The following is a 25,225-nucleotide window of genomic DNA, read 5'->3' as shown; positions in this document are numbered from 1 at the left end:
CGTCAGATCTCCATGCCCGAGAGGCTACCCGAAGTTCCGGCCGGAGGGAACCCCCGATCCCGTATTCTGGAGCGCAGGAGCCCGCGACCCTTCGGGTCGACCCAGTGCGGGCCGGGCGGAGGAGCGCGCGATGAGCGTAGAGGCGACGGGCAGGATCCTGCGGACCGCACGGGGGCGCAACCTCGTGCTCGAGCGCTCGCTCGCGCAGTCGGTCGAGGAATCCTGGGACCGCATCACCGATCCCGAGCTGACCGCCGAGTGGTTCGGCGACTGGGACGGCGACGGCCGCCAGGGCAGCACCGTGCGCGTGCGCATGGCGTTCGAATCGGGCGAGCCCGAGATCAAGGTCGGGATCCGTCTCTGCGATGCTCCGCATCGGCTCGTGCTGCAGACGTCGGGTGAGGACGGCGGCTGGCTGCTGGAGCTGCGCGTGCTCGCCGACGGCGAGGACAGCGTGATCCATTTCGTCCACCACCTGGACGACGACGCCGACGTGGGCGATATCGGTCCCGGATGGGAGTATTATCTGGACCTGTTGGTTGCTGCGTGCGAAGGCACGGAGGAGCCCATGTTCGACCACTACTTCCCCGCACTGCGCGAGGAGTACCTGGCCCGGGAATCCCGGGCGGTCGAGATCTGAGCTCCGGTCGCGGGCCTGGTCGGGGGACCCGGCCCGCGACCGGCTTTTTCGTGCGCGCGTGTTTGCTGGGGCGTGCTGCCGGGTTCAGCCGAGCGCGAGCCGGTAGGGCTGCATCGGGTAGCCCGCGGACGGATGCGGGGTCGCCTCGCCGTCGGGCACGAAGCCGGCGCGCAGGTAGAGCGCGATCGCGCGGGTGTTCTCCGACCGGACTTCGAGGGTGAGGGATCCGAATCCGGCCGCCCGTGCGTGCGCGACGGCATCGGCCAGGAGCGCGCCGCCGACGCCGCGCCCCGTACCGTCCGGGTCCACGGCGAGGTAGTGCAGATACGCCTCGCCGGGATCGGAACGGCCCGATTCGACCAGCGCGAAGCCCGCGCGCGGGGACGTCGCGACGGCGAACCGGACGATCGGGGCGTCGAAGGCCTCGCGCACGCGCTCGGCCATGGTCTCGGCGTCGACCGATCCGTCGCGGGCCGCGAGCGCGCGCACCCAGATCCCCGCGCAGTGCTCGACGTCGTCGGGTACCCGGCCAGCGCGGATCGCGGGCCGCGGCTCGACCGTCGTCTCAGCGTGCATCGGTGCCGGGCTCCTGCCGGTGGTTCCCGATCCGGGGCGCGAGATCGAGCTGCTGCTGCAGCATCGCGCGGATGCCGACGAGCACGAGCACCGCGAGCAGGGATCCGACGCCCGTGAGGAACACGACGACGCCGAGCGTCGCCTGGAAGGGCTCGCCTTCGAAGTAGCTCCGGCCGCTCGTGCCGCCGAAGATCAGCCAGCCGAGCAGCAGCAGGATCGGAGCGACGAAGCCGAGCGTGGGAACGATCCCGGGCAGCAGGATCCTCGGGGCGGTTGGTGCGTGGTCGGGCGCGTGCGTCATGCCGGCAGCCTACAAGCGTGCTGCTCCTCCGATGGTCCGACGGGCGCTCGCTACGCTGAAGTCATGCACGCACCCGTCTCGATCCCCGAATTCTGGATCCTGTGCCGTTCGGCCGTCGCCGGTCTGCCCGAGCAGCCGCCCATCGCGTGGCCGTTCGGCGCGACGACGGAGCACGCCGACGAACTGCTCGAGCTCGTGCTCGCCGGCACCAAGACGGGCACCGCGTCGTCGTTCTGGGACTACGAGGCGACGGACGAGCCGCTGCCCGCCGCCGGCGACCTCAGCATCATCCTCGACGGCGCCGGCGACCCGCGGGCGGTCATCGAGACCACCGACGTGCAGACCATCCCGTTCGACGAGGTGGGAGCCGAGCACGCGCACGCCGAGGGCGAAGGGGACCGCACGCTGGAGCACTGGCGGCAGGTGCACGAGCGCTACTGGCGCGAGCACTCCGAGAACCCGCGCGGCTTCGAACCGGACATGCCGGTGATCTGCGAGCGGTTCCGCCTGGTCTGGAGCCGCTGAGTCTGGCTGCGGGAAGCGTCCGTGCGGGTCGAGGTCGGGACCGAGCACGTCGACGTCGAGCTGCAACCGGTAGCCCGGAGCGGTGAGCGTAGCCGCGCCGGTCACCGCGCGCACTCCGGCACCCGTCTCGGTCGCACCGTTCTCCGACACCGCTGACGCGGACGCCGGGGGATCGAGGTCCGCGAAGGCGGGGCCGCGGTGCTCCTGAGCGTCGAGATGACCCGTTCACGGGTTATGAGCGCTCATTACCCGCGAACGGGTCATCTCGGTGACAGGGGGAGCGATCAGCCCCCGACCACGTCCCCCTGCACCGGCCCCTCGGTGTTCGGCTTCCAGCCGAGCGCCGGGGCGACGTGCTCGGCGAACGCCTGCAGCACGTGCAGGTTGTACTCGGGGCCGAGCTGGTTCGGGATCGTGAGCATGAGGGTGTCCGCGGCCATCACGGCCTCGTCGCGCTTCAGCTGCTCGATCAGCCGGTCGGGGGTGTCGGCGTAGGTCTTGCCGAAGGTCGAACGGAAGTTGTCGATCACGCCGATCTGGTCCTGCGAGTCCCGGCCGCGCAGCCCGAAGTACATCTCGTCCTCTTCGGACACGAGCGGGAACACGCTGCGGCTCACCGAGACGCGCGGGGCGCCCGAGTGGCCGGCCTCGCGGTACGCCTCGCGGAACCGGTCGATCTGCTCGCGCTGCAGCACGTCGAACGGCTGACCGGTGGCCTCGGTCAGCAGGGTCGAGCTCATGAGGTTGAGCCCCTGCCGGCCGACCTGCTCGGCGGTGGCGCGGGATCCCGCGCCCCACCAGATGCGGTCGCGCAGGCCGGGGGAGCGGGGCTCGATCGCGAGGCGCCCGCCGGGGCCCATCTGCGGATCGCTGTCGACGAGGGCGTCGCCCCCGACGGCGCTGAGGAAGAGCTCGAACTTGTCGCGGGCGAGGTCGGCCCCGCGGGGATCCTCGGAGCCCGTGTAGCCGAACGCCTCGTAGCCGCGCAGCGCGGTCTCGGGGATCCCCGGCTCACGCCGAGCGCGAGCCTGCCGCCGGAGATGAGGTCGAGCGCGGCCGCCTCCTCCGCGAGGTACAGGGGGTTCTCGTAGCGCATGTCGATCACGCCCGTGCCGACCTCGATCCGCTTCGTGCGCGCCGCCATCGCGGTGAGCAGCGGGATCGGCGAGGCGGCCTGGCGTGCGAAGTGGTGCACGCGCACGTAGGCGCCGTTCACGCCGATCTCGTCGGCGCCCTCGGCGATCTCGATGGTCTGCCGCAGCATGTCGCCCGCGGTGCGGGTGCGCGAGCCGGGCACGGGCGCGTAGTGCCCGAAGGACAGGAATCCGAATGCTCTCATGGCCGGTGCAACCTCCGTCGGGCCCAATGTATTCCATTGAATATAACTGGCGCTCCGGTGTGCCGTCCATTGCCGGAATCCTCCCGGCGGACCGGCCGCCGGCCGGGCTAGGCTGAGGATCATGACAGTTGTGATTGACCCTGCCTTCGACCCGGTTCCCTCACTCGCACGCAGCGTCGACATCGCCTCCGCGGCGACCATCGACGAGGCCGTCGCCCAGCGCGGCGCGCAGGCCGTGCCCGTGTGGGTGCCCGTCGACGGCGACATCGCGGTCGAGGTCGACCGCGACCTGCTGGCCGCGGCCGGCTTCCGCGGCACCGCCGGCCAGACCCTGCGCCTGCCGGGCTCCCCGCTGCGGGTGCTCGTCGGCATCGGGGACGGCGCGAAGGCCCACGCCGCGATCCGCGACGCGGTCGCCGCCTTCGCGCGCGCCGCCGCCGAATCCCCGTCGCTCGCGCTCGACCTCGGCGCGCTCATCGCCGCGGGCGCCGACGCCGCCGAGGCCGCGCAGGCCGCGGTCGAGGGCGCCGTGCTCGCGCGCTACAGCTACGACCAGCTCAAGACCGACGCCAAGACCATCGCGCTCGAGTCGCTGACGCTCGTCGCCGCCGAGGGCGATCGCGCCGCGGTCGACGCCGGCGCCGCTCGCGGCACCGCGCTCGCCCGTGCCGCGACCATCGCCCGCGACCTCTCGAACACCCCGCCCCGCCACCTCACCGCCGAGAAGTTCGCCGAGGTCGCCGCGCGCCTCGCGCCGCAGTTCGGCCTCGAGGTCGAGGTCTTCGACCGCGAAGCCCTCGTCGCGCTCGGAACGGGCGGCCTGCTCGGCGTCAACGCCGGCAGCGTCGACGAGCCCCGCATGATCAAGGTGCGCTACACCCCGGCGAGCGCCGGTGCCGACACCCCGAGCCTCGCGCTCGTCGGCAAGGGCATCATGTTCGATTCCGGCGGGATCAGCCTGAAGCCGTCGAGCGCCATGCACGGCATGAAGTTCGACATGATGGGCGCCGCGAACGTGTTCGGCTCGATGACCGCGCTGCGTGACCTCGGCGCCGAGACCGCGGTCACCGGCTGGCTCATGTGCACCGACAACATGCTGTCGGGCAGCGCCACGAAGATCGGCGACGTCCTCACGATCCGCGGCGGCACCACCGTCGAGGTCAAGAACAGCGACGCCGAGGGCCGCCTGGTGCTGGCCGACGGCCTCGTGCTCGCGACCGAGGAGGAGCGCCGCCCCGACGCGATCCTCGATATCGCGACCCTCACGGGCAACGCGATGGCCGCGCTCGGCCTGAGCACCGCCGCGATCTTCGCGAACGACGACGCCGTCGCCGCCCAGCTCCAGTCGGCGGCCGACGCGACCGACGAGCGCGTCTGGCGCCTGCCGCTCGACCACCGCTACCGCGACCAGCTCAAGTCCAACGTCGCCGACCTCTCGAACATCGGCGGACAGTACGCCGGAGCGATCCTCGCCGCACTGTTCCTCAACGAGTTCGTCGACGGACTGCCCTGGGGCCACATCGACATCGCCCCCACCATGGAGAGCGAGCGCGACGACCTCTGGCGCTCCGCCGGCGGCACCGCCTTCGGTGCGCGCCTGCTCGCCGAATTCGCGGTGGCCTTCGAGCGGCCCGAGCCGACCGAGTAGCGAGCCCGCACGAGCAGTTCGAATCGCACCACCCACGAAAGGCGCAGCATGTCGGAATCCGCAGCACGAGTCGAGAGTCCGGTCCGCAGCGCCTTCGTGGTGGTGTCGAACCGGCTGCCGGTCGATCGCGTGACGGAGCCCGACGGGAGCGTGCGCTGGCGTACGTCTCCCGGCGGGCTCGTCACGGCGATGGAACCCGTCGTGCGCGAGCTCGGCTGCGTCTGGGTCGGCTGGCCCGGCAGCATCGACGAGGAACTCGACCCCTTCGCGGTCGGCGCTATGCGCCTGCGGCCCGTCACGCTCTCGGCCAAGGACTTCGCCGAGTACTACGAAGGCTGCTCGAACGACACCTTCTGGCCGCTCTACCACGACGTCATCTCGCCGCCCGGCTACCACCGCGAGTGGTGGGACCGCTACGTCGCGGTCAACCGGCGCTTCGCCGAGGCCGCGGCGGAGGCGGCCGAACCCGGTGCGACCGTCTGGGTGCACGACTACCAGCTGCAGCTCGTGCCGGCCATGCTGCGCGAGCTCCGCCCCGACCTCGTCATCGCCTTCTTCCTCCACATCCCCTTCCCCGCGCACGGCCTCTTCGGCCAGCTGCCCTGGCGGCGGCAGGTGCTCGAGGGGATCCTCGGCGCCGACGTCGTCGGCTTCCAGCGTGTCGCGGACGCCGCGAACTTCCGCTCGGCCGTGCGCCGCTACGTCGGAGCGCCGTCGAACGGCAACCGGATCCTCATGGGGGCGACCGGGGCCGGCCCCGTCGCCGACCCGAACGCCCCCGAGCGCCACGTGCTCGCGCAGGAGTTCCCCATCTCGATCGACGCGGGCGAGTTCGCCGCGCTCGCCGCGAGCGAGCCGGTGCAGCGCCGGGCGCGCGAGATCCGCGCCGAGCTCGGCGATCCCGAGCGGGTGATCCTCGGTGTCGACCGGCTGGACTACACGAAGGGGATCCGGCACCGCCTCAAGGCGTTCTCCGAGCTGCTGCAGGACGGCGAGATCGACCCCGCGAAGGTGACCCTCGTGCAGGTCGCGAGTCCCAGCCGCGAGCGCGTCGAGGCCTATCAGCACCTGCGCGACGAGATCGAGGTGACGGTCGGCCGCATCAACGGAGACTTCGGCACCATCGCGCACAGCCCCGTCGTCTACCTGCACCGCGGCTACCCGCGGGAGGAGATGGCGGCGCTCTACCTCGCGGCCGACGTGCTCGCGGTCACCGCGCTGCGCGACGGCATGAACCTCGTCGCGAAGGAGTACGCGGCCTGCCGCATCGACGAGCGCGGCGCGCTCGTGCTCTCGGAGTTTGCGGGGGCCGCCGACGAACTGCGCCGGGCCGTGCTCGTCAACCCCCACGACATCAACGGGCTCAAAGCCGGGATCCTCACGGCGCTGCGCATGCCCGAGGCGGAGCAGCGGCAGCGCATGCGCGCGATGCGCAAAGTCGTGTTCCGCAACGACGTGGCGCGCTGGTCGAGCGACTTCCTGCGCTCCGTCGAGGGCGCCGCCGCGCAGCGGGTGCTGGCCGAGGGGCCGGATCCCGAGGCCGGCTCCGCCGCGGGCGAGGAACCGTCGGCCGCAGCCGGCCAGGCGCACCCGCCGACCACCCCCATCTTCCTGCCGACGGGACTCGACGCGATGCTGCGCAGGCTCGCAGCCGAGTCCCAGCTGCTCGTCGCCTGCGACTTCGACGGGACGCTGGCGCCGATCGTGCCGCACCCCGACCAGGCGCGCATCCTGCCGCGCGCGGAGCAGGCGCTCTCCGTGCTGCAGAACGCTCCGGGAGTCGACGTGGCGATCATCTCGGGGCGCTCCATCGCCGACCTCGAAGCGACGGGTCTCCGCACCGACGGCCGGATCCTCTCGGGATCGCACGGCGCCGAACTCGCCGGCCTGCCGGGCACGGCGCGCGTGTCGGCGGTTTCGAACGGGCGCACCGACGCCGAGGAAGCCCGCTTCGCGCGGGTCCGCGAGCTCTTCGAACGGTACGCCGCGACCGAGCCGGGCGCCTGGGTCGAGCAGAAGCCGTTCGGCCTCGCGCTGCACGGCCGCGGCGTGGCCGAGCGGCCCCGGGCGGAGGCCATGCTCGCCGCCGCGGCCGCCGAGGCCGAGGAGCTGCGCGGCGAACTCGGCGGCCTCCGCCTCCGCAACGGGAAGCTCGTGACCGAGGCGTCCGTGCGCGACACCGACAAGGGCGCCGCGCTGCGAGCCATCCGCGCGGCACTGCCCGAGGGCTTCGCCGTGATGATCGGCGACGACGACACCGACGAGGACGCGTTCCGGGCCCTCGGCCCGGGCGACGCCGGGATCCGCGTCGGCACGGCGCGCTCGATCGCGGAGTTCCGCGTCGCCGACCCCGAGGAGGTCGCTGCGATGCTCGCACGGCTCGCCGAACTGCGCACCGGCGTCGTGATCGGATCCTGAACCGCAGGTGTCCGGCCGCGCGTCGGACCGTCAAGAGTGCTTGGATAGGAGGCATGGGAACCGTGCTGCAGGATCGTGACCGCTACCTCGACCAGTTCACGGAGTTCGTGGAGGCCTCGCCCACTTCCTACCATGCGGTCGCGTCGCTCGCCGAGGCGCTCCTCGCTGCCGGCTTCGTCGAGCACCGCGAGACGGACGCGTGGTTGGGGCTCGAGCCCGCGGGCCGCGGATTCGTGCGCCGCGACGGCGCGCTCATCGCCTGGCGCGCCGGGTCCGCCGTGCACGCTGCGAGCCCGGTGCGGGTGTTCGGCTGCCACACCGATTCGCCCGGCTTCGTGCTGAAACCGCAGCCCGATACGCAGGCGGAGGGCTGGGCGCAGCTCGGAGTCGAGGTCTACGGCGGTCCGCTGCTCAACTCCTGGCTCGACCGCGACCTGGCCATCGCCGGCCGCCTCGTGCTGCGCGACGGCTCCGAGGCGCTGGCGCGCACGGGCGCCGTGGCCCGCATCCCGCAGCTCGCGATCCACCTCGACCGCGGGGTGAACAACGGCCTGACGCTCGACAAGCAGCGCCACACGCAGCCGATCGTGGGACTCGGCGAGGTCTCGGCCGTCGAGCTGCTCGCGCGCTCGGCCGGCGTCGACGTCGCGGAGGTCGTGGCGATGGACGCGCGCGTCGCCGACGCGCAGGCCCCGGCCCGCATCGGCGCCGAGGGCGAACTGCTCGCCTCACCGCGCCTCGACAACCTCAGCTCGGTCGTGGCGGGCCTCGTCGCGATCGTCGAGACCGAGCCCGCCGCCGACTCGATCGCCATGCTCGCGGCCTTCGACCACGAGGAGCTCGGTTCCGAGAGCCGCTCCGGCGCATCGGGCCCGTTCCTCGAGGAGGTGCTCGACCGGCTGCGCGCGGGTCTCGGCGCCGACGTCGAGGCGGCTGCTCGCGGGCTCGCGGGATCCTGGTGCCTCTCGGCCGACGCCGGGCACTCGGTGCACCCGAACTACCCCGAGCGGCACGACCCCCAGGTGCGGCCGCGCGCCGGCCAGGGCCCCATGCTCAAGGTGAACGCGAACCAGCGCTACGCGAGCGACGCCCATGGCGCGGCGCTCTGGAGCCGCTGCTGCGCCGCCTCGGGCGTCGCGACGCAGGAGTTCGTCTCGAACAACGGCGTGCCCTGCGGGACGACCATCGGGCCGCTCACCGCGACCCGCATCGGCATCCGCACGGTCGACGTCGGCGTGCCCCTGCTGTCGATGCACTCGGCTCGGGAGCTCGCCCACGTCGACGATCTCCACGGGCTCGCGAAGGCCGCCGGAGGCTTCTTCGCCGGGGCCTGATCCCGGCGAGTGGTGCAGCGGGTTCCCGAAAGGTGTCGAAATCCCCACGTTTCAGGGGGCAGTGTTGGTTAGGATCGAGACATGAGCGAGATGCAGCAGGCGAGCGGGGGCGAGGTGGCGCTCTCGACGCAGGCGCTGGTCCCGTCCATTCAGCGTTTCGGCGAGAAGGAGATCGAGGTGACGTTCCTCGGCAACAACGCCGACGGGCAGCCGACCTGGATCCTCTGGAACCGCAACGAGCCGTACCTCATCGGCGTGCTGCGCCAGGGCAAGCTCGGCTTCACCTTCGAGCAGCGCACCGACCACGGCGTGCTGCTGCATCAGGACATCTCGTTCTCGCGCCTGCAGCGCGCGATCGGGGGCTGATCCTGCGACTCGTTCCTCGCGCAGGATGACGGGGCGACTCGTTCCTCTGCCCGCTGCTTGAGCGGCGGAGACGGTCAGCCGCTCAACCGGCGACGGGTCCGGCACCCGGCGCGAACGCCCGCGGGTAGGCCTCCTTCATGACGTCGTAGTGCGCCCAGGTGTCGAGCGACCCGACGCCGGGCAGCGCGCGCAGCTCCTCGAGCACGCCCAGCGCGGTCGCCGAGGCCGAGCCGACGACCGTCGCGATGAAGTCGTGGGCGCCGTGCGCCTGCGCCGCGAAGTCGATGGCGGGGCAGTCGAGGATGTAGCGCCGGATCGGCTCGGTGTCGCCGGCCGCGGCGATCCCCACTCCGAGTGCGATCCGGTGTCCCGTCAGGCCGCCCGAGGTCATCGCCGAGATGCGGAAGACCTCGGCGTCGAGCATCCGCTGCACCCGCGCCCGAGTCGACGACGGGGCGAGGTGCACGGCGTCGGCCAGCTTCCGGAAGCTCATGCGTCCGTCCCGCTGCAGCAACGCGATGAGCTCGTGATCCACTGGGTCGAGTGCGATGTCCGCGAGCTGCTTCGCGACGAAGAATCCGGCGAGCACCTCGGCGTAGGTGGTGACGCGGATCCCCCGCACCCCCGGGATCCCGCGCACCCGCGCGAGCATGGCGTGCAGCGCCTCGTCGTCGCCGTGCCGCGACTCGAACACGAGCGGCAGCTCGCCGCTGACGAGCGAGACGAACACGGCCTCGGGCAGTTCGGCGATGCGGCGCGCGACGGGTGCGACCGGGCCTTCGACGGCGACCTTGCCGTGTACGAGCACGCGGTGTCCGACGAAACGGGGATCGAGCGCCGCGGCGACGCGCATGCGCCCGGTCTCGGCGAGCACTCGGATCCGCTGGGCGACGGTGTCGCGCGAGACGCCGAGCCGCCCAGCGAGCGCGTTGACGCTCGCGCGGCCGTCCTCCTGCAGCGCCCGCGTCAGTGCGGCATCGAAGGAATCGAGATCCCGTTCGCCCATTCGCGATCCTCCCCGGGGTGCGGTCCGAATGCCAAGATACGCGATTCTGCCTCTCCGCGCCGCAGATCGACGGTTTGGCTACACCAACTGGTGCGAATTCTCGGCGAGTATGCGTGAACGCGCAGCAGAAGAGCGGCGATCTGCGCTCATGCGGCGTCGTATCGCCTCGCGCTCCGCCGGTCCCTGATCTATTCTCGGCTCGAAGCTCCGGTGCGCCGGGGCCCTCAGACTCCGACCCGATGAAGGGACGCACATGCGCTCGCTCGCCACCTACGATGCCCGCGACTCCGAACCGACGATCGTCACGGCCGCCCGGATCCTCACCGTCGACGACGCGCGTCCCGAAGCGGAGGCCATGCTCACCGACCGCGGCGTGATCCTCGCGCTCGGCACCCTCGCCGAGGTCGAGCAGGCCGCGCGCGAGGCGGGCCTCGACCCGGTGCGCGCGGACTACCCGGACGCGACCGTCGTGCCCGGATTCATCGACGCGCACGCGCACCCCCTCATGTACGGGCAGATGCTCACCTGGGTCGACGTCTCGCCCGCGAAGGCCGGGTCGATCCCCGAGATCATCGAGCTCATGCGCGAGGGCGCGAAGAAGCTGCCCGCCGGCGTGCCGCTCCGCGGCTACGGCTACGAGCAGCGCAACCTCGCAGAGCGCCGCCACCCCACCCGCTTCGAGCTCGACGAGATCGCGACGGACCGCGAGGTCTACCTGATGAACGCCTCCGGCCACGGCGGCGTCGTCAACAGCTTCACCTTCGAGCAGTTCGGAGTCACGCGCGACACCCCGAACCCCGAGGGAGGCGAGTTCTTCCGCGACGCCGACGGTGAACTGACGGGCGAGCTCTCGGACGCCGCCTGCAACGTCCTCACGGGCCTGCACGGCGTCAAGATCGGTCACCACGGACCCAACTTCCACCTCGGCGACGAGCCGGCGGAGCACCAGCGCCAGCTCGACCTGGTGCAGCGCGAGTTCCTCGCGGGCGGCGTGACGGCGATCGGCGATGCCCAGGTGTCGAAGCGCGAGTTCGCGGCCTACCTCGAGCTGGCGGATCGCGGCGCGCTCAACATGCGCGTCTCGATGTACTTCCTGTCGCACCTGCTCGACCAGGTCGTCGACCTCGGACTCACGGGCCCCTTCGGCAACGCGTTCCTGTCGGCGGCCGGCATCAAACTGTACGCCGACGGCACGCTCGGCGGGTGGACCGCGTACTTCCCCGAGGGCTACGTGGGCGATCCCTGCCGCACCGGCCAGCTGTACCACGAGCCCCGCGAGTACACCGAGCTCGTGCGCAAGGCGCACGGTGCCGGCCTGCAGACCGCCACGCACGCGCAGTCGCCGACCGCGATCAAGATGGTGGTCGACGCGATCGAGCAGGCCCTCGCCGACCGCCCCGACGCCGATGCCCGCCACCGCATCGAGCACTGCGGGCTCCCCGCCGTCGAGGAGGTCGCGCGTATGGCCGAGCTCGGCATCCGCCCCGTCAACCAGACCCAGCACTACTACAACTGGGGCGAGGGCGTGGAGCAGGCCATCGGCACGCCGGGGGAGCGCTTCAACCCGCTCGGCGAGTTCGAGGCGGCCGGCGTCCCCATGACCATCTCGTCGGACGCGCCCGTGGCCGAGCCGCGCCCGCTCGAAGCGATCCAGGCCGCCGTGACCCGCGTCACCCGCCGCGGGCACCAGCTCGGCCCGGACTCGCTGCGCATCGGCCCCGCGGCGGCGCTGCGCGCCCACACCCTCGAGGGGGCGATCTCGATCGGTCGTGACCGCGAGATCGGGTCGCTCGCGGTCGGCAAGCGCGCCGACTTCGTCGTGCTCGGCGGCGACCCGCTCGAGACCGAGGGCGCCGAGATCGCGCAGATCCCCGTGCGCGAGACCTGGGTCGACGGCACGCGCCGCTTCCGCGCCGAAGACTGATCCCCGCGTCGCCGCGCGTCCCCGAGACGAATCGAACGCCGTCCGTGCGGGCGGAGCCCCTGCGCTCCGCCCGCACGGGCGGCGTTCGCCGTTCCCGCCGCGAGAATACGTAATTTGCACGGACGCGGCGAAGCCGTTCGATTCCTAGCCTTGCGAACAGGACCACAGCCCCGAAGCGGTCGCTCCGGATCGGGGACCACGGTTCCGCGGCGAGGAAGGGCAAGCCGTGGAGTCCGTAGCTGCGGACGAGGGACGCACGGCAGAGCCGCCGCCGCTCCCGTTCCCGCTGCGCGCGCCTCGGAACAGCGCTCCCTGCTGCTCAGGGGGCACCCGAATCCCGAGCGCCCCGGAAGAGGGGGCGCGGCACCCGGGAGCATCCGGATCTGCGCCGAGCAGAACGGATGGCATCTCTCATGCATGTGCAGTTCAGGCGCTCGAGGTCGGACGACCCGCGCCCACATCGAATCGGTCGCAGCGCGACCGCACTCCTCGCGGCGGCGGTGCTGTCGCTCGGACCCGGCGCCCTCGCGGCCACCGCGGCATCGGCGGACGCACCGGCAGCGCAGCCGGTGGCCACGACCGAGGCGGCGCCCGCGGCGGCCCCGGTCGCGACCGCGGATCAGCAGGCGGCTCCGGCGACGGTCCCGGATCCGGCGCCGGCTCCCGCACCCGCGGTGGCACCGGTGGCCGAACCGGCACCCGTCGTAGCCCCGGATCCCGCACCGGATCCCGCACCGGCCCCCGCGGTCGAACCCGCTCCGGTGGTGACCCCGGATCCGGTGCCGGCCCCCGCGACACCGGATCCGGCCCCCGCGGTCGAGCCGGCGCCGACGGCACCGGCAGCACCCGCGACACAGCCGTCGGCGCCTCAGCACCTCGCTCCCGCTGCGCCGCAGAAGGCCGCGACGCAGAGCGCCCCGCAGGCGACCGCGCCAGATACGGCGACCGCGAAGGTCGACAACGGCAGCGATAACCCCGGCAAGAAGATCGGCATCTGCCACGCGCTCGGCAACGGCGGGTACATCTCGATCAGCCCGAACGCGAACGGCGACGTGAGCGGTCACGCGGGCGCGAGCCACCAGGGCGGTCGTGACATCATCCCACCGTTCGACTACAACGATCACGGCGTGACCGGCCACTTCCCCGGACAGAACTGGGACGCGGCGGGCCAGGCGATCTTCAACAACAACTGCCAGACGCCGGTTCCCGTTCCCGCGGTCGCGATCGACGTGCAGCAGTGTTCGACGGTCGGGGGAACGGTCCCGCTGACGGTATCGGTGCAGCTCAGCAGCCTCGGTGCCGGACGCGAGTACGTCGTCGTGATCTCGAAGAACGGTTCGCCGGTCTCGACGCAGTCGTTCACCTCCAACGGCACGAGCGCCACCCTGCAGATGTCCGTGAGCGGATCGGGGTCGTACACGGCGACGATCACGGACTCGGCGAGCGGCAAGAACGGGACCCAGCAGTTCACGGTGAACCCGTGCCCGACGCCGCGCGGGCTCCCGGTGATCTCGTTGACCGCCGTGCCCTGCACCGTGCCGGGCGGTGAGCTGCCCGCATCGGGCAGCGCCCTGCTCGCCGGGCTCGTGATCGGCGACGACTACACCGTGACGGTCACCCGCCCGAGCGGCGGCTCGTGGACCACGAGCTTCACCGCGACCGGATCGACCACGACGCTCTCGGTGCCGCTGACCGGCGAGGGGAGCTACGGCGCGACCGTCAGCGACACGACGCAGGAGACGACCTCCGCCACCTCGACCGTCGTGCTGGCACCCTGCCCCGACCGGCCGACGATCAGCCTCTCGGTCTCCGAATGCCCGGCTCCCGGCGCCGAAGGCGACGACGGGATCCGAACCATCACGGTGACGATGGGCGATCTGCAGGCCGGCACGAGCTACGCGCTGAACCTCAGCGACTCGGGCGGGGCGATCTCGACCGACACCTTCGTGGCGGGCGGATCCTCGGCGACGCGCACGCTCTACGTCGACACGGCGGGGACCTACACGGTGGATCTGACGCTCGCCGGCGGACCGGCGATGAGCCCGGCCGACACCGCGTCGATCACGGTGACGGAGTGCCCGAAGCCGGTTCCGTTCGATCTCGGGATCGTGAAGACGGCCTCGGCGCCCGAGGGCGGCGTGCAGGTGGGCGACACGATCGAGTACACGCTCGTCGTGACGAACCACGGGCCCGGGGCGGCGGCGGATCCGACCGTGACGGACTCGCTGCCCGCTGGGCTGTCGTACGCATCGACGGTGAGCACGGCCTCCGGCTGGAGCCTCAACGGCAGCGGCGGGACGGTCTCGGCATCGTTCGGTGGCACCTTCGCCTCGGGCGACAGCGTGACGCTGGTGTTCGACGTGACGGTCGACTCCCTCGCCTCCGATGCGGCGACGCTCACCAACACGGCCTGCGTGGCCGGTGAGGCGGCGCCGACCGAGGACGTCTCGATGCCGGAGCTCGCCTTCGCCTCGGCCCCGTCGAAGCTGCTGGCCTCGCCCGCGGTCGTGGCGGTCGACTCGAACCCGGGCAACGACTGCTCCTCGGCGACCACGCCGGTGAAGTCGACGCCGCGGACGACGACCCCGCCGCCGACCACGACGCCGCCCACCACGAAGCCGCCGGTGTCGACCCCGCCGGTCACGACCGCGGTGCACACGCCGGTGGTCGCGACGTCGACGCCCGAGAGCGGGCTCGCGGTGACCGGTGGCGACTCGAACGGGACGCTGGTCGCGCTGGAGTCGCTGCTGGCCCTCTCCGGCCTGCTGGCGCTCTGCTGGGCCTCGGTCCTGCGGCGCCGCTCGCAGGAACGCTGAGCGGCCTCCTGCGGGCTCCTGGGGGCTCTCGGGCACCGCGAGGTGCTCCGGGGTCCCCGGGATCCCTCCCCGATGGTTCTCCGAACCTGTGTGAACCCTCGTGAACTTCCCCGAACTGGAACGCCCCGGGCTCCTTCCGCCCGGGGCGTTCCGCTGCGTGCGGGGAGCAGGCCGCGCTGCGAGCGCCGACACGATCCCAGTCGTAGAGCCGCGACACGCCAGGGATTCCGGTCGAAGGGGCCCCGATTTGCGTCGACGGCCGAACCCTGCATAAGATATCTACTCGGTAGCCAGTGAGGCGAAAGCCTCTCGGCCCCATCGTTTAGCGGCCTAGGACACCGCCCTTTCACGGCGGCAGCACGGGTTCGAATCCCGTTGGGGTCACTAGCACCAAACTACAACTGAATACACCATGGCCCTGTGGCGCAGTTGGTTAGCGCGCCGCCCTGTCACGGCGGAGGTCGCGGGTTCAAGTCCCGTCAGGGTCGCCAGATGAGGAACCCTTCCATTCGGAAGGGTTTCTTCATCTCCGGCGATCGCCATGTGCAAGAGATCGTCTGGCTCTGTAGCTCAGTTGGTAGAGCGCACGACTGAAAATCGTGAGGTCACGGGATCGACGCCCGTCGGAGCCACTGCGGGAGTATTACGCCCGCTCCGAACCCCCACCTAGCTTCTACATGGTGGGGGTTCTCTTGTATCTCCGAGCGGTCGTGCTCCGGCGGTCGCCGAGTGCGGCAGCGGACGAACCGGTGCGAGGCCGCCGAGTACCGCGGCGATGCTCGGTCGGGGCGTCGCGCTGAGCGCTCCGGCTCCGGCTCGTGCTCCGGACCGCATCCGCCGTTCAGGCGCGGTCGATAATCTGGCCGTTTGCTCGGACTTCCAATACTCGCGAGGACTTTCACATGGTCAGCCCCGAATCCGCACTCTCCCGGATGCTCGCAGACGAATTGCTCGCACCCGGCATTTCGGAGAACGAGCCGGGCGCGATCATCGCCATCTATCGAGACGGCGCACTTCTCGCCCACGCTGCTCGAGGCGTGGCCGATACCCGCTCCGGGGAGCCCCTCACGATCCGCACGCTCATGAACATCGCCTCGGTGAGCAAGCAGATCCTGGCCGCTGCCGTTCTCAGCGCCGCGGAACGCGGTGAGCTCGACCTCGACTCGGATATTCGCGTGCTGGTTCCCGAAGTGGCGCTCCCGGGGATCACGGTCCGTGGCTGCCTGACCCACACGAGCGGCCTGCCCGATTACTTCGCGGTCTCGCATCCGGCCGGCGTCCCGGAGATCGAGATCGCCGGCCTCGATCGCTTCCTGGGCTGGCTCGGAACCGTCCGAGCCGGGGACTTCGCCCCTGGGGCGAGCCAGTCGTACTCGAACACGGGATACGTTGTCGCCGCCCTCGCGGCGGAACGCGCATCGGGTGTTCCGTTCCCCGACCTCATTCGCGACACGGTGTTCGCGCCCTTGGGAATGGGCGAGACGTTCGTCACGACGATGCTCGGCGAGTTCAGGCAGGGAATGGCCATGAGCTACGAGCGCGGCGAGGACGGATCGTTCGCGCTCGAGTCCATGGGGATCGGCGAAGTCGAGCCCGTGCGCGGAGTCAACGGCGATGGCGAGGTGATCACGAGCGTCGCCGACTTCGGCGCATGGCACGGGTTCCTTCTCGACGGACGGGGGCTGGGAACCGGGGTCCGCGAGCGCCTGCTCCAGCGGACGGTGCTCTCCGACGGCCAGGTCTCGAACTATGCGCTCGGGATCGAGCACGAGACCGTCGGGGGTGTCGAGGCGCTCGGGCACAGCGGTGGGATGTGGGGTTTCCGCTCCCATTCCCTCGTCGAGCCGAGCAGCGGCCTCAGTGCCGTCTGTTTCGCCAACAACGGAGATGTGGATGCGCAGGACCTCGCGTGGCGGGCATTGCGCGTGGCGAAAGGCGAACGCGAACTCGCGGGTCGCTGGTTCTCCTCGCGGTTCGCGAAAGGCGTGACGCTGTCGCTGCACGGCACGAGCGAACTCGTCCTCCTCGAGGGGGTGATCGGCGCGGAGGAGGTGCGGCTGCAGCGCTCTTCCGAAGGGCGCTGGGTCGGGCCCTGGTGCGGTGTGGCGCAGGACGGCGCGGCGCTTCGCGTCGCCACCTGGGCGGGCGTCGGCGAGCGCTACGAGCGCCTGCGCAGTCCCGGAGAGGCGCCCCTCGATGCGGTCGGAGACTATCGAGAGCCGAACTTCGGGGCGATCCTCCGGATCGGCCAGGATCCCGAGGGCGGGCTCTCCATCTTCCGCGATGGGCATCAGGCCGTCGAAGTGACCCCGTTCGGCGAGCGCGAAGGCGAGTGGATCGGCGAATCGTCGCTCGGCTGGGTGCTCATCCCGCTGGCATCCGATCGGGAGGTCCGCCTCGGAACGGACACCTGCTTCGTCGCGCTCGAGCGGGTGGAGACCCGCTGAGGCTGCTGGCTCGCGCCCGCTGACCCGGGTCTGTTCGACTCGGGTCAGCTCGATGCGTCGAACCTGCAACATCGGCCGCCTCGGCTTCCGCTGAGGCTCGGCTATCGCTCCCGCCCGGCGGCCGGCCCCTCGGGTGCGCGGAGGCGGATTTTCCGCGCCGGATATTTCGTACGCCTGGCGTAATGTACACTCTGGTTTAGTAAAGCTTGGATCGGAGACCGAGATGCCACCTGCCGCAGATGATCCCGTGGGCTCGAGCCCGATCGAGGCCGTTTCGAGTTCGCCGCCGCTCGTCGATCTCTCGGGCCTGACCAACGTCACCGACCTCGTCATGCGGCGCTGGCGGCATGCGCCGGACCACGTCGCGTTCGAGACCCCCGCCGCATCCGGCGAACCCGACAGCGCGGGGCACGGGGCCTGGGAGCCGATCACGACGCGCGCGTTCGTCGAGGAGGTGTCGGCGTGGGCGAAGGGACTCATCGCGACGGGTGTGGAACACGGCGACGCGGTGCTGATCGCCGCCCCGACGCAGTACCGGTGGGCGGTCGCCGACTTCGCAGCCCTGTTCGTGGGGGCGGTCGTGGTCCCGATCTACGAGACGTCCGTCGACGCCCACATCGACGCGGTCCTCGCAGACATGCGCCCGGCGGCCGCGTTCGCGGGCGACCGGGCGCTCGGGGCGCGGATCGCCGCCGCGGCGAACCGCGTCGCTCTCTCGATCCGGGTCTGGGGACTGGACGACGCGAGCGATGGCGCGAGCGTGCCGGGGATCGCCGAACTCGTGGTCGCCGGCGCCGAGGTGTCCGACGACGAGCTGGAGGCCCGGCGACGCGGCGCGACCCTGGACGACGTCGCGACCGTCGTCTACACCTCGGGCACGACGGGGGAGCCGAAGGGCGCCCTCATCACGCACCGCAATCTGGCCGGCCAGGTGCTGAACACCGCGGCCGCCTACCGGGAGGTGGTGCGCGAGACCGGCAACACGATCCTGTTCCTGCCGCTCACGCACGTGCTGGGGCGGGCCCTGCAACTCATCTGCGTGTCCGAGGGGATGCGCGTCGCGCACCTGTCGAACCCGAAGGACGTCGTCGCGGCGCTCCGGGTGCTGCGTCCCACCTTCCTGGTGGTCGTGCCGCGCGTGCTCGAGAAGATCCAGGGCGCGGCCGAGGCGTCGGCGCGCGAGAAGCACCTGAGCGGCGTCTGGAGCGCCGCCGCGCGCACCGCGGTCGAGTGGGGTGCGCACCTGGAGGAGCGGGACCGGGACCCCGGCGCTCGCCCCGCGCTCGTCCTGCGGATCCGGCACGCCCTCTTCGACCGGCTCTTCTTCGGCCGGCTGCGCGCGGTGATGGGCGGGCGCCTCGAATACCTGCTCTCGGGCGCGGCGACGCTGCACCCCGAGCTCGCGCTCTTCTTCCGGGGGATCGGCGTGCCCGTGATCGAGGGATACGGGCTGACGGAGACCACGGCTCCGCTCGTGGGCGGGCGGCCGGGGAGCTCCGCGCGGGCTCGGTCGGACGCCCGCTGCCCGGCAACAGTGTCGCGATCGGCCCCGGCGGCGAGGTGCTCGCGCGCGGGGTCGGCGTGTTCGCCGGATACCGGGATCCCGAGCACACCGCCGCCGCGTTCGTCGACGGCTACTTCCGCACCGGAGATCTGGGCTCGCTCGACGACGAGGGTGCGCTGACGCTGCTCGGCCGCGCGAAGAACGTGATCATCACGTCGACCGGCCGAACCGTGTCGCCGGAGACCTGGGAACAGGCCGTCGAAGAGCATCCCTGGGTGGCGCACGCGATGCTCGTCGGCACCGACCGGCCCTATCTCACCGGAATCGTCGTCGTCGACGCGGAAGCCCTCGCCTCCACGCCCCACGCGCTCCCCGAGCCCGCGGGCACCGGGCTCGGGATCCTCGACCTCGCGGCCGATTCGGTCGTGCATGACGAGATCGAGCGGGCGGTCGCGCTGGCGAACGCGACGCGCTCGCCGGGGGATCGCGCGCAGCACTGGCGCGCGGTCGTGCTGCCCGCCGAGCATTCGGAGCGCTTCGTCACACCGACGCTGAAGCTCCGGCGCGGCGCGCTCCTCGACGCGGGTGCGCCGATGATCGACGAACTCTACTCCGCAACTGCCTCCCCGCGTCGGCGGGACACCATCCGGAAGGGGAACTGACCATGCAGCAGTCTCGGGGGCGCTCGATCGCGCTCATCTCGGCGAGCATCGTGCTGGGGGCGCTGTTGGCGCTCGCCGGCGGCCAGCACGGGGAGCTCTGGGCGGGATCCCGCTGTTCGCGCTCGCCGTGCTGATCGCGTTCGCGGTGCAGTGGCTCGCCTTCGTCCCCGCGGCGCTCGGGCGGACGGATCGCTTCTTCGACGCCACCGGCAGCCTGACCTACATCGTGGTGACCGCGCTGCTCCTGGCGTTCGCACCCGAGACCGGGCCGCGCGGGATCATCCTGGGCGGCATGGTGATCCTCTGGGCCCTCCGGCTCGGCTCGTTCCTCCTGCTCCGCAACATCCGCTCGGGCGGGGACGACCGCTTCGCGGAGATCGTCGGCGATCCGGTGCGGTTCCTCTCGGTCTGGAGCATCCAGGGCCTCTGGGTCAGTCTCACGGCCGCGGCCGCGTGGATCGCGATCGCCTCGGGCAGCGGCCCCGATGCCGACGGCATGCTCTGGATCGGTCTCGCGGTCTGGCTGCTCGGCTTCGCGATCGAAGTGATCGCCGACCTGCAGAAGTCCCGGTTCAAGCGGGATCCCGCGAACGAGGGACGGTTCATCCGCTCGGGCCTGTGGTCCGTCGTCCGGCACCCGAACTATCTCGGGGAGATCCTCCTGTGGATCGGCGTGCTGGTCGCAGCGGCGCCCGCGCTCCGGGGCTGGCAGTGGATCGCGCTGCTCTCGCCGCTCTTCGTGATCCTGCTGCTCACGCGGGTGAGCGGGATCCCGCTGCTCGAGGCCAAGGCCGAGCGGAAGTGGGGCGACGACCCGGAGTACCGGGCCTACGTCGCGCGCACTCCGAGGTTGATCCCGTTCGCCCGTCGTCGATAATCGACGCAGGGGGAAGAAACGCATGCGTGCCGATGAAGAGATGCTGAGGGTGCAGTCGCAGGACCCTGCGGAGATCGAGCGACTGTGGAAGCGGTTCATGCCGACCGCCGAGCTGCGACACATCGACGATCCTCAGCCGCGGATCGACTGGACGTCGATCAGCTCGGAGGGGATCTCGCTGATCAAGTACCGGCTCGAGGCCGGCGTCGAGGCCGACTATCGTCCCGTGGATCAGCTCCTGACCTGCCGCATCGATGCGCTGCGGGGCCGCACGCAGGTCGATGGGAGCGAGCTCGGATCTGGCGAGCCCTGGGCGACGGACCGCTATCCGGTGCGCGCCAGGTGGGAGGGGACCGCGACAGTGCGGGCCGTGGTGTTCGACCGCCCGAAGGTGGAGCAGCTCGCGCGCGAGATCTGCGGGGACGACACCTTCGAACTCGCGGTGCGCAACCCGAAGCCGGTGAGTATCGGTGCGGAGCGTCAGTGGAGCCGCGCGTTCACCTACCTGGCCTCGTCGTTCGTCGCGCTGAGCAAGGAGCGCGGGCCGTCTCCGCTGCGGCTCGAGGCGCTGGAACGGCACGCGCTCTGGATGGTGCTCTACGGGTTCTCCACGACGTTCGACGGCGCGCTGGAGCGCACGGACGCGCGTCGGCATGCGCCGCGGTCGGTGCGGCAGGCGATGTCGTTCATGGACGCGAACGCGCGCGAGACGATCACCGTCGACGACGTGTCGAAGGCCGTGAACATGTCTCCGCGCGGTCTGCAGCACGCCTTCCAGCGATCAGGCGTGGGGATCACGCCGGTCGAATACCTGCGCAGCGTGCGGCTGGAGGGCGCCAAGCGCGAGCTCTCGGCCGAGACCACCTCGGACGAGCTCGACCGTGTCGCCGCGCGCTGGGGCTACCCGGCCGGGCGCAGGCTGATGGCGCACTACTTCGAGGTGTACGGCGAGGCACCGCCCGGAACCAGCTTCTCGATCTGACCGCTCACGCGTCCCGGCCGCCGGGGTACGCCTGCGCGGCCGGCCCCGGCCAGGCCTGGGCGGCACGGGCGGCGCTCCGCCGCTGCGCCAGCAGCACGATCCACTCGACGACGAGCCAGAGCCAGCCGCCGATCCAGAGCAGGGCCGAGGCGAGCATGAGCAGGGTCGACAGCTGTTCACCGCCGGGCGTCGACGACGTGCCGAGGAGCACGGTGAACGCCGACCCGTAGGTCCCGTCGTCGCCGCCGTCGACGAGGAAGATCCCGACCAGGAGGATCCCGATCGAGGTGATCCATGCGGCGAGGATCCCGCGCTGCCGGCCCGGCATCGTCTGGAACACGCCCCGCGTGCGCAGCATGCCGTTCGCGGCCACGACGATCTGCAGCGCGTATCCCAGCAGCAGCGGGATCGAGGCCATGACGATGAAGAACAGCATCCACCCCGGGAACACCGCGGCCTTGACGACGAGCGCGAGGATCGGGGCGAGGATCAGCGCGATCCCCGCGGCGACGGCGCTGCCCGACTGAGAATCGTTCATGGAACGGAGTCTGCCAGATGGCCCGGGGGTTCGTCACGGATCCGAGCCCCGTCGAGATGACGCTTGCGCGGGCTATGGAGCCCCAAAACCCGCGCAAGGGTCATCTCGACGCAGTGTGGATCGGCTCTGAGCCCGGGAGCGCGTCCAGTACCCCAGGACGCAGTCCCGGGCCAGGGCCGCGACCGTGCCGAAGCGCACGGGATCAGGCCGCCGCCCGCTCCTCGCCCTGCGCGGGGCACTTCAGGTAGGTGGGCTTGCCGGGGCCGCCGCGGTCGATCTGGTGGTCCTTCATCGGTGCCGCGCAGATGGGGCACTTGGGGTTCGCCGGCGGGATGTACGGCGGCTCGTTGGGGTCGCCCATCTGCGAGGTCCCCTCGAACTGGTAGAAGAACCGGCGCCACGCGGCCCAGAAGCCGGGCTCGCCGTCCCACGGGGTCTCATGCCACAGTCGTCTTTTTCGTTCGCGCACAAACGAAATGGTAGCACAGATCGTTTGCGCACAAACGATATAGACTGCTGGGCATGGAACAGCTGCCCGACGACGCCCTCGAACTCGAGCGCCAGGTGTGCTTCGCACTCGCGGTCGCCAGCCGCAGCGTCATCGGCATCTACCGGCCGATCCTCGAACCGCTCGGCCTCACCCACCCGCAGTATCTGGTCATGCTCGCGCTCTGGGGCGACGCCCCACTGCGCTTCAAAGAGGTCGCCGAGATGCTGCGGCTCGACCCCGCGACGCTCTCGCCGATCATCAAGCGGCTCGAGCAATCCGGGCTCGTCGAGCGCGTACCGGTCGACGGCGACGACCGCACCTTCGCGCTCGTCGTCACCGACGCGGGGCGGGATCTGCGCCAGCAGGCGCTCGGAGTGCCGCCGGCAGTGGTCGCCCGTCTCGGCCTGCCCATCGACCGGCTCATGGCGCTGCGCGACGAGCTCTCGGTGGTGATCGACGCGGTCGATCGCGGGCCGGCCGACGCGTAGGCCGAGGCGTCGGAAACGCACTCAGCCGGATCCGAACGCCCAATCGGATCGGATCACGGGGATCCGTCCGGCTGAGCGCTCGGATCCGGCTGAGCGAACGCGCGAACGGCGCCCGTCTATCGGCGCTCGTACCGGCGTGCGCTGCCCTGGATCCCGGCGAACCGGAACGGGGCCTCGGTGATGCGGGGCGTCTCGAGGTCCTGCGAGCTCGGCAGTTCGCGGGCGTGCAGCTCGCGGTAGGCGTCGATGCTCAGCGGAACCCGGGCGTCGAGGACGGCGGTGAAGCGGTCGGAGCGCGAAGCTGCGCCCGGCTGCACGACGCCAGTGAGGAACTCGCTCACGCTGCCCGAGCCGTAGCTGAAGAGGCCGAGGCGCTTGCCCGCGAGGTCGGTCTCGTGGTCGAGCACCGACGCGACGCCGGCGTAGAGCGACGCCGTGTAGGCGTTCCCGAGGCGGCGGTTGTAGATCGCGCCGGGCACGAGCCCGTCGTCGCCGAGGTCGACGCCGAGGTGCTCGCCGAGGCGGGCCTGCGCCTTGCGCGCCATCTTCGTGTAGGGCTGGTGGTAGACGAGGCGGTCGATGTCGCCGATCGCCGGGCCGCCGTGCGCGGCGAGGTCGTCCCATGCGCCGGTGAGGGCGTCCAGGTATGCCGAGATCGAGAGCCGGCCGTCGACGATCGCAGTCGTCGAGTCGTTGGGTCGCCAGAAGTCGTCGACGTCGTCCGAGAACAGGCCAGAGGCGGGTTCGATCTCGACGAGCGCGGGGTCGGCCGAGATGAGCATGGCCGCGGCTCCGGCGCCCTGCGTTGGCTCGCCGGGGGAGTCGAGCGCGTAACGGGCGATGTCGCTCGCGATCACGAGCACGCGCTCGCGCGGGTTGCGCTGGACGATCCCGACGGCGGCCTGGATCGCGGCGGTGCCGCCGTAGCAGGCCTGCTTGATCTCGGCGACGCGCACCTGCGCGGGCAGTCCGAGCAGCTTGTGCACGAAGACGCCGGCGGCCTTCGAGTGGTCGAGACCGGACTCGGTCGCGAAGAGCAGCGTGCGCACGCCCTCCGTGCCGTTGCGGTCGAGCAGGGCGAGGGCCGCGGTCGCGCCCATCGTCACGATGTCCTCGTCGGGTGCGGGGAAGCTCATCTCGTCCTGGCCGAGCCCGAGGCGGTACTTGTCGGGGTCGACCCCGGTGCGCTCGGCGAGGACGCCGAGGTCGAGGAGGTGATGCGTGGTCGCCAGCTCCAGATCGTGGATGCCGATCGCGGTCATGCCTGCTGTGCTCCGTTCCGTTCGATGCGCAGATGCGCGGCCATCAGCTCGCCGGGATTCGTCTGCGCGGCGATGAGCGAGAGCTCGCCGCACAGCACCGTGGCGGCCATGAGCTCGGCGAGGCGGCGGGCGTTCTCGCCCGGTGCGCGATCCTCGCGGCAGCCGATGCGGGTCAGCGCCTCCTCGATGTGGGGGAGGTGCTTGCCGTTGCCGACGGTGCCGACGATGAGGTGCGGGATCGTGCACGAGAAGTACAGGCCGTCCTCGCGGTTCTCGGCGTAGGTGATGCCCTGCGATCCCTCGACGATGTTGGCGGCGTCCTGGCCGGTGGCGAGGTAGAACCCGAGCAGCATGTTGGCGTAGTGCGCGTTGGCCGAGCGGAGGGCGCCGGCGATGGTGCTGCCCACCAGGTTCTTGCGCACGACCAGGTCGACGACGCGCTGCGCGTCGGTCCGGAGGCCGCTCGCCACGAGGTCATGGGGGATCAGGATCTCGGCGACGACGCTGCGTCCGCGTCCGAGGATCCCGTTGACGGCGGTCGCCTTCTTGTCGGAGCAGAAGTTGCCCGAGATCGAGCCGTACTCGATCTCGAGGCCCCACGACAGGATCCGCTCCATGAGCGCGTCGGCCGCGTTGGTGACCATGTTGTGGCCCGAGGCGTCGCCCGTCGTGAAGGCGAAGCGCACGAACAGCAGATTGCCGACGATCTCGGGGTGCGCCTCGAGCAGCTTCGCGTGGCGGCTGCCGGCCGAGACGACCTCCTGCAGCTCGCCGAAACGCTCTTCGATGGTCTGTGAGGCGATCTGGGCGCCCACGGCGCCGCGCGCGGTGAACAGCACCGAGCGGGTCATGCGCTCGCCGGTGACGACGGTGCGGATCCCGCCCTCGACGGCGCGCGAGACGCGCGCACCGCGGCCGACGGACGGCCACAGCGGGGTCTCGTACGTGGCGAGGGGGACCGAGATCTCGCCGGATACCGCGGAGCCCGTGATCCGGATCGGGCCGACCCAGCTGGTCGGGATCTCGGTGACGGTCTCGCGGTGGGTGGAGTCGGGGACGCTCATGGCTTCCTTCGGGGGAGA

The 25,225-nt window shown here is 71.3% G+C and carries 22 protein-coding genes, 3 tRNA genes and 1 pseudogene; 18 read left to right on the top strand and 8 right to left on the bottom strand.

Annotation, left to right across the window (positions count from 1 at the left end; genetic code table 11):
* Window positions 1–130: 130 nt before the first annotated feature.
* Entirely contained in the window at window positions 131–640 is a 510-nt protein-coding gene (locus tag AB3K78_RS11645; protein ID WP_416443409.1) for an SRPBCC domain-containing protein, read from the top strand.
* A gap of 84 nt (window positions 641–724) precedes the next feature.
* Here AB3K78_RS11645 and AB3K78_RS11640 read toward each other — a convergent pair whose 3' ends face one another.
* Together AB3K78_RS11640 and AB3K78_RS11635 are read right to left on the bottom strand one after the other, a co-directional pair.
* Entirely contained in the window at window positions 725–1,216 is a 492-nt protein-coding gene (locus AB3K78_RS11640) for a GNAT family N-acetyltransferase (RefSeq protein WP_416443407.1), read from the bottom strand.
* Entirely contained in the window at window positions 1,206–1,517 is a 312-nt protein-coding gene (locus tag AB3K78_RS11635; RefSeq protein WP_416443405.1) for a hypothetical protein, read from the bottom strand. The genes AB3K78_RS11640 and AB3K78_RS11635 overlap by 11 nt, the downstream gene beginning before the upstream one ends.
* A gap of 63 nt (window positions 1,518–1,580) precedes the next feature.
* Here AB3K78_RS11635 and AB3K78_RS11630 point away from each other — a divergent pair, with 63 nt between their 5' ends.
* Window positions 1,581–2,042 (top strand): ASCH domain-containing protein, encoded by a 462-nt coding sequence (locus tag AB3K78_RS11630; protein ID WP_416443403.1) that lies wholly within the window; start codon window positions 1,581–1,583, stop codon window positions 2,040–2,042.
* A gap of 284 nt (window positions 2,043–2,326) precedes the next feature.
* Here the strand turns inward: AB3K78_RS11630 and AB3K78_RS11625 are convergent.
* Window positions 2,327–3,381, bottom strand: a pseudogene (locus AB3K78_RS11625) (LLM class flavin-dependent oxidoreductase).
* A gap of 121 nt (window positions 3,382–3,502) precedes the next feature.
* Here AB3K78_RS11625 and AB3K78_RS11620 point away from each other — a divergent pair.
* The 4 genes from AB3K78_RS11620 (at window position 3,503) to AB3K78_RS11605 (ending at window position 9,147) form a co-directional block, all read left to right on the top strand.
* Complete coding sequence (locus AB3K78_RS11620; RefSeq protein WP_416443401.1) at window positions 3,503–5,029, top strand: leucyl aminopeptidase family protein; 1,527 nt, start codon at window positions 3,503–3,505, stop codon at window positions 5,027–5,029.
* A gap of 48 nt (window positions 5,030–5,077) precedes the next feature.
* Window positions 5,078–7,447, top strand: a complete 2,370-nt coding sequence (locus AB3K78_RS11615; protein ID WP_416443399.1) for a bifunctional alpha,alpha-trehalose-phosphate synthase (UDP-forming)/trehalose-phosphatase — start codon at window positions 5,078–5,080, stop codon at window positions 7,445–7,447.
* Between the two features lie 53 nt (window positions 7,448–7,500).
* Complete coding sequence (locus AB3K78_RS11610; protein ID WP_416443397.1) at window positions 7,501–8,781, top strand: M18 family aminopeptidase; 1,281 nt, start codon at window positions 7,501–7,503, stop codon at window positions 8,779–8,781.
* 81 nt (window positions 8,782–8,862) lie between these two features.
* Window positions 8,863–9,147, top strand: coding sequence for a hypothetical protein (locus AB3K78_RS11605; protein ID WP_416443395.1), 285 nt, complete (start codon window positions 8,863–8,865; stop codon window positions 9,145–9,147).
* Window positions 9,148–9,229: 82 nt separating this feature from the next.
* Here the strand turns inward: AB3K78_RS11605 and AB3K78_RS11600 are convergent, their stop codons facing one another.
* On the bottom strand, window positions 9,230–10,153 hold the full coding sequence (locus AB3K78_RS11600) for an Lrp/AsnC family transcriptional regulator (protein WP_416443393.1): 924 nt from the start codon (window positions 10,151–10,153) through the stop codon (window positions 9,230–9,232).
* 253 nt (window positions 10,154–10,406) lie between these two features.
* Between AB3K78_RS11600 and AB3K78_RS11595 the strand changes: the two genes are divergently transcribed.
* The 11 genes from AB3K78_RS11595 (at window position 10,407) to AB3K78_RS11545 (ending at window position 21,365) form a co-directional block, all read left to right on the top strand.
* The gene (locus tag AB3K78_RS11595; RefSeq protein ID WP_416443391.1) at window positions 10,407–12,077 is read left to right on the top strand and encodes an amidohydrolase; all 1,671 of its coding nucleotides are present in this window, start codon (window positions 10,407–10,409) and stop codon (window positions 12,075–12,077) included.
* A 413-nt stretch (window positions 12,078–12,490) separates the two neighbouring features.
* Window positions 12,491–14,893: a hypothetical protein gene (locus AB3K78_RS11590; RefSeq protein WP_416443389.1), complete on the top strand. Its 2,403-nt coding sequence runs from the start codon at window positions 12,491–12,493 to the stop codon at window positions 14,891–14,893.
* Window positions 14,894–15,204: 311 nt separating this feature from the next.
* Window positions 15,205–15,277, top strand: a tRNA-Glu gene (locus AB3K78_RS11585).
* Window positions 15,278–15,307: 30 nt separating this feature from the next.
* Window positions 15,308–15,384 (top strand) — tRNA-Asp (locus tag AB3K78_RS11580).
* Window positions 15,385–15,452: 68 nt separating this feature from the next.
* Window positions 15,453–15,525: transfer RNA gene (locus AB3K78_RS11575), tRNA-Phe, on the top strand.
* Window positions 15,526–15,795: 270 nt separating this feature from the next.
* On the top strand, window positions 15,796–17,340 hold the full coding sequence (locus tag AB3K78_RS11570) for a serine hydrolase domain-containing protein (RefSeq protein ID WP_416443387.1): 1,545 nt from the start codon (window positions 15,796–15,798) through the stop codon (window positions 17,338–17,340).
* A gap of 223 nt (window positions 17,341–17,563) precedes the next feature.
* Entirely contained in the window at window positions 17,564–19,024 is a 1,461-nt protein-coding gene (locus tag AB3K78_RS11565) for an AMP-binding protein (RefSeq protein WP_416443385.1), read from the top strand.
* Window positions 18,922–19,506: a hypothetical protein gene (locus AB3K78_RS11560; RefSeq protein ID WP_416443383.1), complete on the top strand. Its 585-nt coding sequence runs from the start codon at window positions 18,922–18,924 to the stop codon at window positions 19,504–19,506. The genes AB3K78_RS11565 and AB3K78_RS11560 overlap by 103 nt, the downstream gene beginning before the upstream one ends.
* A gap of 2 nt (window positions 19,507–19,508) precedes the next feature.
* Window positions 19,509–19,640 (top strand): hypothetical protein, encoded by a 132-nt coding sequence (locus AB3K78_RS11555; protein ID WP_416443381.1) that lies wholly within the window; start codon window positions 19,509–19,511, stop codon window positions 19,638–19,640.
* Window positions 19,634–20,383, top strand: a complete 750-nt coding sequence (locus tag AB3K78_RS11550) for a DUF1295 domain-containing protein (RefSeq protein ID WP_416443379.1) — start codon at window positions 19,634–19,636, stop codon at window positions 20,381–20,383. The genes AB3K78_RS11555 and AB3K78_RS11550 overlap by 7 nt, the downstream gene beginning before the upstream one ends.
* 22 nt (window positions 20,384–20,405) lie before the next feature.
* Complete coding sequence (locus AB3K78_RS11545) at window positions 20,406–21,365, top strand: helix-turn-helix domain-containing protein (protein WP_416443377.1); 960 nt, start codon at window positions 20,406–20,408, stop codon at window positions 21,363–21,365.
* Between the two features lie 4 nt (window positions 21,366–21,369).
* On the opposite strand, the gene AB3K78_RS11540 is transcribed toward AB3K78_RS11545, so the two are convergent.
* A complete protein-coding gene (locus tag AB3K78_RS11540) occupies window positions 21,370–21,903 on the bottom strand; it encodes a hypothetical protein (RefSeq protein ID WP_416443375.1) in 534 nt (177 codons plus the stop codon).
* 202 nt (window positions 21,904–22,105) lie between these two features.
* The gene (locus AB3K78_RS11535; protein ID WP_416443373.1) at window positions 22,106–22,372 is read right to left on the bottom strand and encodes a hypothetical protein; all 267 of its coding nucleotides are present in this window, start codon (window positions 22,370–22,372) and stop codon (window positions 22,106–22,108) included.
* Between the two features lie 53 nt (window positions 22,373–22,425).
* Between AB3K78_RS11535 and AB3K78_RS11530 the strand changes: the two genes are divergently transcribed.
* Window positions 22,426–22,881 carry a MarR family winged helix-turn-helix transcriptional regulator gene (locus tag AB3K78_RS11530; protein ID WP_416443371.1) on the top strand — a complete coding sequence of 152 codons (456 nt, stop codon included), beginning with the start codon at window positions 22,426–22,428 and terminating at the stop codon, window positions 22,879–22,881.
* Window positions 22,882–22,997: 116 nt separating this feature from the next.
* On the opposite strand, the gene AB3K78_RS11525 is transcribed toward AB3K78_RS11530, so the two are convergent.
* Together AB3K78_RS11525 and AB3K78_RS11520 are read right to left on the bottom strand one after the other, a co-directional pair.
* Window positions 22,998–24,143 carry a hydroxymethylglutaryl-CoA synthase gene (locus AB3K78_RS11525; protein ID WP_416443369.1) on the bottom strand — a complete coding sequence of 382 codons (1,146 nt, stop codon included), beginning with the start codon at window positions 24,141–24,143 and terminating at the stop codon, window positions 22,998–23,000.
* Window positions 24,140–25,207, bottom strand: coding sequence for a hydroxymethylglutaryl-CoA reductase (locus AB3K78_RS11520; RefSeq protein ID WP_416443367.1), 1,068 nt, complete (start codon window positions 25,205–25,207; stop codon window positions 24,140–24,142). Before AB3K78_RS11520 ends, AB3K78_RS11525 begins: the two co-directional genes overlap by 4 nt.
* Window positions 25,208–25,225 lie beyond the last annotated feature (18 nt).

It is taken from the genome of Leucobacter sp. HNU, assembly GCF_047946755.1.
GTDB lineage: Bacteria > Actinomycetota > Actinomycetes > Actinomycetales > Microbacteriaceae > Leucobacter.
Note: the sequence above shows the minus strand (reverse complement) of the source record. Positions and strands in the feature narration are given on the sequence as shown.